Annotated in this window: 9 protein-coding genes; 3 read left to right on the top strand and 6 right to left on the bottom strand. The window is 36.5% G+C overall.

What is annotated here, in order from left to right; translation table 11 throughout:
* Nucleotides 1-5: 5 nt before the first annotated feature.
* The 3 genes from CDG55_RS04555 to CDG55_RS04545 all read left to right on the top strand — a co-directional run bounded on the left by CDG55_RS04555 (nucleotide 6) and on the right by CDG55_RS04545 (nucleotide 2346).
* Nucleotides 6-815, top strand: a complete 810-nt coding sequence (locus CDG55_RS04555; RefSeq protein ID WP_087536747.1) for a cytochrome C assembly family protein — start codon at nucleotides 6-8, stop codon at nucleotides 813-815.
* 31 nt (nucleotides 816-846) lie between these two features.
* Nucleotides 847-1338: a hypothetical protein gene (locus CDG55_RS04550; RefSeq protein WP_087536746.1), complete on the top strand. Its 492-nt coding sequence runs from the start codon at nucleotides 847-849 to the stop codon at nucleotides 1336-1338.
* 78 nt (nucleotides 1339-1416) lie between these two features.
* Entirely contained in the window at nucleotides 1417-2346 is a 930-nt protein-coding gene (locus CDG55_RS04545; RefSeq protein WP_087536745.1) for a tRNA dihydrouridine synthase, read from the top strand.
* 67 nt (nucleotides 2347-2413) lie between these two features.
* On the opposite strand, the gene CDG55_RS04540 is transcribed toward CDG55_RS04545, so the two are convergent.
* From CDG55_RS04540 to dcd, 6 genes are all read right to left on the bottom strand, one after another.
* Entirely contained in the window at nucleotides 2414-3448 is a 1035-nt protein-coding gene (locus tag CDG55_RS04540) for a DUF6160 family protein (protein WP_087536744.1), read from the bottom strand.
* Nucleotides 3449-3546: 98 nt separating this feature from the next.
* The gene (locus CDG55_RS04535) at nucleotides 3547-6207 is read right to left on the bottom strand and encodes a DUF6160 family protein (RefSeq protein WP_087536743.1); all 2661 of its coding nucleotides are present in this window, start codon (nucleotides 6205-6207) and stop codon (nucleotides 3547-3549) included.
* 27 nt (nucleotides 6208-6234) lie between these two features.
* A complete protein-coding gene (locus tag CDG55_RS04530; protein WP_087536742.1) occupies nucleotides 6235-6993 on the bottom strand; it encodes a hypothetical protein in 759 nt (252 codons plus the stop codon).
* Between the two features lie 75 nt (nucleotides 6994-7068).
* Nucleotides 7069-8562, bottom strand: a complete 1494-nt coding sequence (locus tag CDG55_RS04525) for a hypothetical protein (protein ID WP_087536741.1) — start codon at nucleotides 8560-8562, stop codon at nucleotides 7069-7071.
* Between the two features lie 13 nt (nucleotides 8563-8575).
* Complete coding sequence (locus tag CDG55_RS15615) at nucleotides 8576-11137, bottom strand: hypothetical protein (protein ID WP_087536740.1); 2562 nt, start codon at nucleotides 11135-11137, stop codon at nucleotides 8576-8578.
* Between the two features lie 325 nt (nucleotides 11138-11462).
* On the bottom strand, nucleotides 11463-12032 hold the full coding sequence (gene dcd, locus CDG55_RS04515) for a dCTP deaminase (protein WP_004663684.1): 570 nt from the start codon (nucleotides 12030-12032) through the stop codon (nucleotides 11463-11465).
* Nucleotides 12033-12076 lie beyond the last annotated feature (44 nt).

Below are 12076 nucleotides of genomic sequence, written 5' to 3'. Positions count from 1 at the left end.
TTGACATGATCAGTCTCCCCTTGGTTTACACAATTTTGGCACTTGTAGCCTATACCAGTTCTTTTTGGTATTTGTTTATACGTTTGATGTCAAAACGTACTCCAAATCTTTGGTGTTATTCGATTATGATTGGTCTAGGGCTACTACTGCATAGTACGGTGCTCTATCAAGACATGATGACACCAATTGGCGTGAATTATGATGTATTTAACCTAATGTCATTTACTTCGGGGCTGATGTTAGCACTCAGTATAATTTTAAGTTTCATTCGACCAATCTTGCCATTAAATTTAATCGGCACTCCTGTTGCCGTAATTGGTTTAATTTTAGGATATGCTTTTAGTCAACCAAACCAAGTCATTGAACAACATAGCTTAGGTTTAGATCTTCATATCATCCTCTCTTTGTCAGCTTATGCTGTTTTACTAATGGCAACTATTCATTCCGTATTGCTTTGGTTTCAAGATAGAGAACTTAAGAAGAAACAAAAAAGACGAATTTGGGTTAACTTACTTCCACCATTCCAAGTGATGGAATCGGTACTCTTTGATTTAATTATTACAGGTTTTGGCTTACTCACTGCTGCACTTCTCTTTGGCTTTTTTACAATTGATAACTTCTTTGCTCAACATCTTGCTCATAAAACCGCTTTTAGTATTATTTCATGGTTTTTATATGGTGCGCTTTTAATTGGCCATTACAAATTCGGTTGGCGCGGACGCAAAGCAATTCGCTTTACCATTACAGGTTTTATCTTACTTGCAATTGGTTTTATCGGTAGTAAGTTTGTTTTAGAAATGATTTTGGGACGCTGAACAACACCACTTAGCCATTTGAGGAATAACTTTGTATTCATATTACAAATATATAGATACAGATGGGGAGATAACTTTATATGAATTTGATCAGGAATATTATTGTTTAAAGTCGATATTTGTTAACTCATCAGAATGTATAAATACAAATTTAAGCATAGAGCAAACTAATTTCTTCTTACCCGAAGGTAATTTCTCCGAAAGCTTAGATATGTTGACTCCAATAAAAAAAGAAGAATTTTTAAATTTCTGGGATCAGTCGATATCTAAATATTTAAAGCGGTGGAACGAATTAAAAAACAAATTCAAAATCGGGGAAATGATCGAAACCGAAATTGTTTGTTTTTATCCTCAAGGAGTAATCGTTCAATATAATGAAGAATTTTTTGGTTTCGTTGACTACAACGATTGTAAATCTGTTCTAGGTGCATCAAATATGTACCCTCAACAAAAAATTAAACTTTTTGTTGAAAATTTTGATGATGACAACTTATGGGTTAATTTTTCAATTAAATCTGTTTAAACACTTTTCAAACATTAGTAGACAGCCTATCTGAAAATGCGTATAACGCAGTATTCGCTTCATTAGGTAATAATCATCGTGAAACTTGTGCTCGCTCCAATGGAAGGCTTAACTGATCCAATTATGCGTGATGTGCTCACTCATGTTGGCAGTTTTGATTGGTGCGTAACCGAGTTTATTCGTATTACCGATAGTATTCTTCCAGATCATATTTATTATAGTTTTTGTCCCGAACTCAAAAACTCAGGTAAAACTGCGGCTGGTACACCAGTTCATGTTCAATTTCTTGGCAATAATCCAGAAATGTTAGCAGCAAATGCAGCGAAAGTTGTGGAACTCGGCGCACCTGCAATTGATCTTAACTTTGGTTGTCCCGCTAAAACTGTTAATCGTCATCGTGGTGGTTCTGTTCTATTGGATGAACCTGAAACCGTACACCTCTTAGTTAAAGCAGTTCGTGATGCTGTACCTGCACATATACCCGTTTCAGCTAAAATGCGTCTGGGCTATCTAGATGAAAACCACACTTTAGATAATGCACATGCGATAGAAGATGCTGGTGCAAATTGGCTTACCATACATGCGCGTACCAAAGCAGATGGCTATACCCCACCCGCTTACTGGGAAAAAATTCAGCCAATTACTGAGGCACTAAAAATCAATGTCATTGCCAACGGTGAAATCTGGAATAATACAGATGCCAAAGCTTGTATAGCGCAATCAGATTGCAAAGATATTATGATTGGACGTGGTGCGGTTACAACACCAGATTTAACCTTATGTATTCGTGAAAATAATGATAATTCAATCCTTTCTTGGCAAGATTTAGTTGAACTCCAACAACGATTTCTAAGCGGTCAATTTAAAACTGAAATTGGAATGATTGGTCGTTATAAGCAATGGTTAGGTATGATGACCAAAGCCTATCCTGAAGCTCAAGAGCTTTGGACAAAAGTAAAGAAAGAGAAACAACTAGATGAGATTATTAATTACTTGAAGCAGAGCTGACCTTTTTTAATAAGAGTATATTGATAAAAAAAGCGACTGAGGTCGCTTTAATAAAATGACTAACTTATTACATCCCACTAACTTTCATCTTTAAGTTAGTAACTGATGCACCTACAGCACCTATACTTCCAATTGAAGCATTTGGCAATCCATTAAAAGTACTTGATGGATATGTCGTAGACGGACTTCCAGACTGCCCTAAAATTACGTTATTTAAACTCAAGTTAAATTTGTCTGAAACTCCCGAATTCCCAAAAACTAACCCACCAGAATCTGTGCCATTTTTACCCTCAATACCAGCATAAAAACCAGTCAGCCCAAAAGGTGAATTATTATAACCCGTAAATTGAAAATCAAAACCGATACCATATGGATTATTGCTTCCATCATAGTCAGAAACAGCAACTATATTACAACCACTACCTGAACCACAAATTGAATTTATTGCACCACCAAACATAACCATATGCCCTTGTGGTGCTGCACCTAATTGAATATTTACTGTTGGTTTATTAGCGGCAAAAACGATATCTATCCCACTTGCACCACCAACTCTTACTATTTCTTTCACTAAACCTGCTTTAGGTTTTAATGTAGAACTATCATAGATAGTACTTTTACTGTATGAATTACTAATGATATCAGAGAGAGTACCTTCACTAGCAGCATATACAGAAAAAGGAGAAATACGAATTCCTGTAATATTATTATTAAAAGATAAAGCAATATTTGTGAAAGCACCTTTATTGGCGACTGTTCCAGCATCTGAATCAATTACAGCGTTGAATCCAAGAATAGTTTCACTAGAACCATTTAGCCCTACAACTCGAACAGGGCTAGAAGACGTTTGCCCTCCAATCACTAAACCTGCTCGTTTCGTATAGTCTGGAGATGTATATAAAGTAGAGCCACTTCCATAAGATAAACCATCATTATCTATCATAGAAAGTTGTTTGAATTCAACATTTGCCTGCGCTTGAATAGTCAAACCATCCTGCCCAGTCATTGTAGCAAGACTTTGGTCATCCATAGGTTGCATCGCCATAGTACATGGACTTAATAGCAATAAAGATAGACATCCTAGCTTTTTATTTTTTTTCATTGCCCTAATCCGTAGACAAATGTTTAAAATATATTCAGTAGATTAACATAGCTAATCATCTATTCAACTCTTTTTAGACCAAACAGATGAAGCACATATTAATTACGCGGCATAATACCAAATTGACTCGTTAAGCGACCACCAGTGATTGCTAACTCTCCCAAACGAGCACCTGCACCAGTATTCGGTGGGTACAGATTTATATCTCTTGCACGAAATACACCATCGGTTGTTCGATCTGGGTTCAATGTAAAAGACGAATTAAAACTAACCATCCCTTCAGCACCATTCTGGTTCGCTTTTGGGGCAATTACAATTGCATTATTAAATGCCATTTTACCCGTTAAATTATCTAAACCGAGTGTAGAGCCATCAAGAGGATCACTAATTTGAATTGTATTACCTTGTTTTGGGTCTAAAGTAAAATCACCAACAATATTTAAACTACTCCCAGTTCCATCAGACTTATACTCACTATTTGGTATAAGTGAAAAATCCATGCTACCGCCAGCGCGTAACTTAATACCAAATAGCACATCATTTGATGTAGCAAAATTATTTAACGCTACTTTATTATTAGCTGGAACAGAGCTATTACATCCTGCATTTGATGTAGACAATACACAAGTTTGGTAAGTTGTCCCTGGTAGATATCCAGCAGCAACTTGCGCTGCAGCCACAATAAGTAAATCTTTTAAACTAACGTTTAAACTACCCTTTTCTACACCAATATTACCAGTGCCTTTGAGTAATAAATCAATATTACGCAACCCCATATAATAATCAACAGGTTGATTATTAGCACCTATTTTTTTACCATCAATTACTAAAATTGATGTTGTTTTACTTCCATCAGAACTTACACCCTCAGTACTCATGGCCAGTGAAAAACCTAGACGCGGCGTTAACCCTGTACCAACAACAACTTTATTTGTAGATGATTTATTATAGCCTTTATAATCAGACGTATAAGCATAAGCAGTAGATGCATCAACATTGGTACCAAAAATCGCCATGTTGGCATTTAAATTATAAAAAGGTAATGCTAGTCCCCATTGATTAGTACCATTATGCTCTGCAATATTTGGAACTGCTGCACCAGTTGCATCATTTGTTCGAGCACTATTTGTAAAACGACCTAGACGAGATATTGCTTGGAATTCAGCACCTCGAACCGCTACTAGTAAACTATAAGGATTTTGATTTGCAGCGATACCATTTGGAGTGTCTGTATAGATATATTGAATATAATCATTATTACTAGTTAAAAAATTACCATTACCAAATCGACTGGTTTGGAAAAGTTTATTTGCAGGTAATAAAACTGTTCGAGTATCAGCTAGATTCACATATACATTGCCACTATCAAATGAACCACGATCAGTCGCTACTAATCCAGTTAAATTTCCAAATTCAAAACCATAAGTATTTAGACCTGCATTACCAATTTCTAGCGTAGTTGCCTTACCATCACTCCCCAACATTGGATCATTATCTTTAGTAAATTCAGCAGCCATACGGAAAGCAATACCTGTACTCCCCATAATATTATTTCCAGTTGTTGTAGTAATAGGATTATTTGCTGCTAATGATAAATCAGTGCTTAAGTTGTTAGTTTTACCAACAATATTACTTTGATCAGATTTACCATAATTTACTCCAGTATAATCTGGATTATTCTTATTTGTTGTATTCAAGCCTCTCAACTGTAAATAACCATTTACCATTCGACCACTTGCGCCAACACGTATTAATCCCTTGGCATTACTTGGACTATTGGTCCCATCAAGAACATAAGGTGACGTTTTGCTTACATCTTTATTCAGTAAAAATTCTAAATTTAAACCTGAGTTTGTTGTATCACCACCAGCACCGACTACACCATTACCATAACTGCCAGTATTTCTTAAATTACTAGATGCAGAATCTGTAGTTCTTCTAAAATCAACATATCCATGTGTTGCATCTGGTTGAGTACTAGATGCTAAATTTATTGTGCCATTAGAATTATATGCAATTGTTGCTTTACCAACACCGTCGGAATTAGTTTGTAATCTAAAGCCACCAATGGCATCTACAAACATAACGCCTTTACCTAAAAAGTTAAAATTAAAGTTCTTAAGTATGAGTTGATTAAGCTCATTACTAACATCTTTTTGTCCTAAATAGATATTCGCATTTTTCAATCCTAAATCTAAAGTTGCTTGCTTATCTTTACTAAAAAGTCCATCACGAGTCTTAAAATTAAGATCAATAACTGAACTTGTTTGAATTGCCATATTCCCAATTGGGGCGCTGCAACGCTGAGTAGACTCAGTGTCACATACTTTAAATTGATCAATTGTAATTAAAGAAGGATTTGCCGAAATGGCTAAATCTAGTCCAGTTCTACCAGCATCACTACCGCTACCACTCCCTATATTTATTTTATAATCTGTCCCTGGAGTCCGATTTGAAATAGGTAAGTTTGAAACATTAGCATTGGTTGACTGAATCTTAAAATTTTCAGCTGTCGCTTGTAAATTACTATTTATTCTACTCGAAGTTCCTATTCCAGCATTATCTTGCCAATAAAGCTTATCAACATTAATTTCATCATAAGAGGTTGAAATATGAACTCCATCTTGACCATTAACATTACGCAATGCACTATCATCTAAGCTTTGTAATGCATGCGCAGAATTTATGAGTAGCATACTTGTTGCTAAAGTATTTAATGCAAACCATGCTGTATTGTGATTTTGGTTATTTTTTTTCATCACTTCAATCCTTGATAATCTCTAGCTCTAGCAACGTGGATGACTGCTATCACAACCAAACATCATGATCTTACCTTGTATAGCAAGATTACCGTTCATTCTCATACCAACAAACCCAGTTTCCTTACCCTGATCATATAACGATGTTGCAGCATTCGTTGCGTTATAAGTCGTTGCTTTTAAATATCCATACCCACTAGTTGGTGAGGTACTAGCAGAACCTTCAACCACTTTGCCATTTGAATCGATATAACTTGTAAAATCATCTTGTTCAATCGCAAGTGCATTAAAACCAAAATTTCTAATTAAAATAGGCATACTAGCATCAAGGCTAAGTTGCATAGAAGGTTTAATCTGATCAATTCCACCATCATTCTGATATACTAAATCAACACCATCTAAACCTAGTTTTTGAATATCAACAGTTCCTTGGATTCCCTTGAACACTAGCCATAATTTTCTTGCTGGATTTGCTAAAGTTGGATCACTTTCTGGTACATCCCACAAAGTGTTAGCTCCTTGCACACGACTACTAACAAATCGTTTATTTACCGAAAGTCCTAAATGACAATAACCTAAACCAGTATTATTATTCGCTGTCTTATCGCAAACACCACCAACACCATCATCAAATTGATAAGTACTGGTATGATTTAATGAAAATTTCAATGACAAATCTGCTCCAGCTTGCCCCTCAACCTCTCTCAAAGCTTGGCTATCCAAAGTTTTTAATTCAGCATGTACTATACTTGTGCTGAATAGGAGCAAAATCATCATTTTCTTCATTAGAATATCCTTTACTTATAGCATCAAAACCAGCTATTGATTACTAAACCACCACTTTCTTCCCGAAAATAGCTATTAACAAAACTTCAAACCACCCCAACAGTTAGGTGCAAAATTTTGATTTGTTAATTTAAGGTTACTAATATTTAAGTTTAACGCACTATTTCTTAAATCGATATTTCCGATATTCACTGTTAAATCGCCACTTCCTAACAAGCCCCCAAGATCATTTGTATTTGCTTCATTACCACCACCACGGCGTAAATAGTAGGAAACAGCACTTGCAATCTGAGGGAAAAGTGGAGAAATATCAATAGGATCTTGCGGAACTACATATCCAATATTTACTGGATCGGCAAATGACATCCACCAACCTTTTTGTGCAACATCATCCGATTTCGCTCCTGGCCACTGCAATGCTTGTTGCTGTAAAGATAAAGAAAATGGCGAGTTAATCGGTAAATTATGAATTAAACCTAAAGACTGATTTAGATTTAAATTTGCAGTAATGTTTGAAATCTGCCCATTCATATAAACATTTTTGAATACGTCTCCTTCTTGCGCGACAGCGCAAGAAATTCCATAGCATCTTGTTACTGTTGCTTCAACACGACCGCCTTGTGAATAAATAGCTGAAGGCTCTGGGTATGCTGGATCATGTGGACCACTTGAGTTATATTGCACGGACCCATTCACAGGGTAGTTTGCATCACCAGGTCCACCTATATAGATATTAGGGACATTTACAGGAGCTGATAAAATTTTAGACTTTGCTCTAGTTTCATTAACTAAAATTGCTGGAATTTCAAAATAGTTATTATTAATCTGAGGAATATTAAAACCACCAGCAGAAGTCTTAAAATCGGCTCCATTTAAACCTAATGCTGTTAGGGCACCTGTAATCACTAAATCATTTGGATTTAAATAGGTACCATAAAGATTGTCTCTCGTTGCTGCTGTCGTTGCATACCCTTTTATGATACCTGAACTGTCAGACTGTACTTTCATATAGCCAGAAATAGTATTAATACCATTTGCAACTCCAGTATTTTCCGTTCCAGCTGATAATAATCCTAGCGCTTTTTCTGCACTTAAACGAAATCCAACAACTTGACGCATAGAAGCAGACTCAGGATTTTTAACTGCAAATTCAATAAATGGATTGGTTATTTTTGCCGAAGAAGCAGCCCTTTCCTCATTAGTCATTGCAAGAGGTTTACCATTACTATCAACCTTTAAACCACTTAAACTTAAATTATCAATATCAATATCACAGTCACCAATACCATTTACACCACCACAGCCTAACTGTAGTTTTTTAATATTTGCGTTTAATTCAATTTCTGCTTCCATACCTAATTTATAGAAACCAATATCTTTAGTACTTCCTGTGCGAGTTGATTCTAAATTTTTTGTATCAACAGGAGAGATATAAGACAGACTCATCAATGCTTGACCCTGTACTTTTGATAACTCATCATCAGTTAAATCAACCATTGAAGATGCATATAACCCCTGACTAACTAAAACAGTAACAATACTAAAGCCCAAAACATTAAAATTAAACATGATGACTCCTGTCTTATAATCCCTTCGTTGTAATTTTTAGATGCTGTATTAATAAACCGTCAATCACAGCTGAACCAAAGTTATTTAATGCGGATGGATTCACACCACCTGTCACAGCAGTTGGCACAATATCAGAAGTGATTGCAGTAGAAGATCCTAAACCTGAGCCATATGCAACAGCTGCCTGTCCACCAGCAACTCTAAACCAAGGTGCATTTGCACGTGTTCCATACGTCCAGTTTGTATTATTTACATGCGTTGGAGTAGGCGTATTAGAGGTCGCGCCATCATTTACTGCGCTTAAACGTGACAATCCATACAACCCATCTGTTGTGGTACTACCAGAACTACCATTACATGCACCACCAGTTTGACCAGGCCAACAATCATCAGCACCACGCTGACCACTTCCTGGGTTCGCCATACTATCGCCAATGATTTGATTTACATTGGTTACAGTTGGAGGATAACCATTTCCATTCCCACCTACACCCAATCCAGAGCCGTTGTACCAAGTTAAACAGTCTGTCGTTGTATTTGTACAATAGCGAGCATAAGTGCCGTCATCATTTCCAAAAATTTTATTGCCATTTGCATCTACATTTGTAAGATAAACCCAATCAACATGATTACCAGTAGTATTGTACCAACGATCTACAGAGTTAGAGCAGCCACTATACCAAGTATAATTACAGGAAATTGAAGCTTGACCATACGGATCTGCTCTAGTTGCTGTTCCACCACCACTAAATCCGCCCGCACCACTAGAAACTGTGAGTCTATAACGATCTGTCACAATATAAGTGGTATCGACACGTTGCTGACGTTGTTGATATTGAGCTTCTTTAAAAATCTGGGTTCCTGAAATATTCGTTCTATTTTGCGGAGTCCCAAAAAATATCCCTAATGCTTCAACACTACTATCCGCAACTAAAGTTTGCCCACCATCATTACTTTTCACAGTACCAAAACTGATACTACTGTGCGTTGCAAGTTTTTTACCTGCTAATGCTGTAGATGAATAATCATTTAAGGCAGATCCACCTTGGTAGCCAGCGACAGTTGAACTACCACATTGGTAAACATTACAAGTAGAACCATAATAGGTCACACCTGTATCACTTGTATCACCTGCATAACGAGTATAAATTTTTGTATAAACATCTTGTTTATTTGGAATCCGAGCTATTTCCAAACTAAAATTCTTCCCATCGGAACCAAAAACAACAGGTTGATAAAGCGAACCTAAGACCAAGTTTATATTTGGGTTATAAATAAAAATACCATCATCAGCAGCGAAAGTTGGTGCATTTCCACCGTCCAAAGCAGGTGTTGACAATAAACCAGTATTTGTAGTTTCTCTTGTACTCAATCGTAAAACATTACTTCCATTTGGATCTGGCGCAGTCCAAGATGCTCCAGAAACAGTATCTTTTACAGCACGATCTCTATAACGGAATTGACAAGCAACAGAACTAAATTGGACACCACCAGCATTACATCCTCCAGCAGAGCCATTATCCCCACCTAAAATACTGGTATTAGCATAGGTATTCCAAACCTCTGTATTTGACCATCCCGTTGATGCTGCTGTAGCATTTCTGTCTGTGTTATAAGTTCTTGTTGATACGCCAGCATTGTAAGTTGCTTTAACATTTGCAGCATCCCCACTGTTAAAACGCAAAATACCAGAAGCTCCAAGAGTATTATTATAAAATTTACTCATACCATTATTGATACCAGTATCACCAGAAAGACCAACTCCCCCTAAAGTTTGGAACAATTGTAAATTACTTCCATTTACACTGAAATTATTCCAAATCGCCTGCAATCGTAATCGATTTTCACGTGGTATTTGCGCCGTGTTTACAGCATTTGTATTACGAGTACAACCATTTAAGCAAAATTGATTTGCGTCACCTTCTATTTTACTTGGGTCTCTCACGAAGGCATCAGCCCATAAACCCAATTTAAGTTTATAAGCATCTAGCCCTGTATCTGATGTAAGTCCAGCAAGACTTTGATTATAAAGTGGAGCTTCCATAGAAAGATAAGTAACTGAACTTTTAGATGTACCACCATTTGTACCATTGACATAGAAATCAGGTACATTGTAAGCAGTACTTGCCTTTAATAACCAAGGATTACTTGCTGTTCCCCAGCTCTTAATACTTGCATTAGCAGCAGTACTTGCTATACGGGTATTGGTATTGTTATCAGATTTGGAAACTGCTAAACCATATAAAAACAAATCTGCTTTACCAGCACCAGCTGCACTAGCTTCTGGTGTTAAAGGACCAACAGGAATGTAACGGATATAACCACTATCATTTAATCGATCATCCGTATTACCAGCAATCCCATCCGCTCCAGCCAATGGAGTAGCCTCATTAGGACCTGCGCCACGGAAAATCATATAAGTATCTTGGGGTAGTAAAGCGATGCCTTCACCAGTGGTTTCACTTAAACCATCGTCTGATAATTCTTGCAATGCAAAAACTGACTGATTTAGACATAAACCAATCAAAGTCGCCAAAACAGTTTTTTGAAATGATACCGTATGAAGTGTAGTCATCTTGACCTTCCCATTACGCGATGCTCCGCACCATCGTTATTTTTCTAACTTCCTTTTGAGTGATTCCCTAAAAGAGAAATTGTATCCAAACATCACTCAAACACAGGTAATTTTACCCATATATATTCATTCTTCATTATGCCGATAATTTACACAAATGCAAAATATATTAGGTAAACGTTCTATTTTCCGATGAATGAATTATTGTTTTTAAATAATTTCTTTTAAATATATGTCTGAATATTATATTTTTATTCTTTAAATATAAGGTTTATATTGCAACAACCAAAAAACTTTATGATTGTTGCAAAATGTAATTTACAAATCATGTTTTCGGCAAAGTCACACCTGTTTGTCCCTGATACTTGCCGCCACGGTCTTTATAAGATGTTTCACAAACTTCATCACTTTCAAAAAACAGCATTTGTGCAACACCTTCACCCGCATAAATACGTGCTGGGAGATTCGTTGTATTTGAAAACTCAAGCGTAACGTGACCTTCCCACTCAGGCTCTAGTGGCGTTACATTCACGATAATACCGCAACGGGCATAAGTCGATTTACCTAAACATACTGTTAGGACATTTCGTGGAATACGGAAATATTCAATCGTACGTGCGAGAGCAAATGAGTTCGGTGGAATAATACAAACATCTGATTCGATATCGATAAAACTTCTATCATCAAAATTTTTCGGATCAACAATTGCAGAGTGAACATTGGTAAAAACTTTAAATTCACGTGCGCAACGGACGTCATAGCCATAGCTAGACACCCCATAAGAAATCAACTTTTCTCCGTTTTCATCGAAACGGACTTGATTCTCTGCATAAGGTTCAATCATGCCGTGTTTTTCGCTCATTTCACGAATCCAACGATCAGATTTTATTGCCATGACTTTTATCCAAAATCTAAGTTAATGATTGGCGAGTACTTTAA

This window comes from Acinetobacter sp. WCHA45 (assembly GCF_002165255.2).
Taxonomy (GTDB): Bacteria; Pseudomonadota; Gammaproteobacteria; order Pseudomonadales; family Moraxellaceae; genus Acinetobacter.
The sequence above is the reverse complement of the archived record's forward strand: the minus strand, read 5'-3'. Positions and strand labels throughout refer to the sequence as shown.

Excerpts from the sequence above, each read along its gene's own strand:
- CDG55_RS04555 (WP_087536747.1), top strand. The coding sequence starts at position 6 with ATGATCAGTCTCCCCTTGGTTTACACAATTTTGGCACTTGTAGCCTAT.
- CDG55_RS04540 (WP_087536744.1), bottom strand. The coding sequence starts at position 3,448 with ATGAAAAAAAATAAAAAGCTAGGATGTCTATCTTTATTGCTATTAAGT.
- CDG55_RS04535 (WP_087536743.1), bottom strand. The coding sequence starts at position 6,207 with ATGAAAAAAAATAACCAAAATCACAATACAGCATGGTTTGCATTAAAT.
- CDG55_RS04530 (WP_087536742.1), bottom strand. The coding sequence starts at position 6,993 with ATGAAGAAAATGATGATTTTGCTCCTATTCAGCACAAGTATAGTACAT.
- CDG55_RS04525 (WP_087536741.1), bottom strand. The coding sequence starts at position 8,562 with ATGTTTAATTTTAATGTTTTGGGCTTTAGTATTGTTACTGTTTTAGTT.
- CDG55_RS15615 (WP_087536740.1), bottom strand. The coding sequence starts at position 11,137 with ATGACTACACTTCATACGGTATCATTTCAAAAAACTGTTTTGGCGACT.
- dcd (WP_004663684.1), bottom strand. The coding sequence starts at position 12,032 with ATGGCAATAAAATCTGATCGTTGGATTCGTGAAATGAGCGAAAAACAC.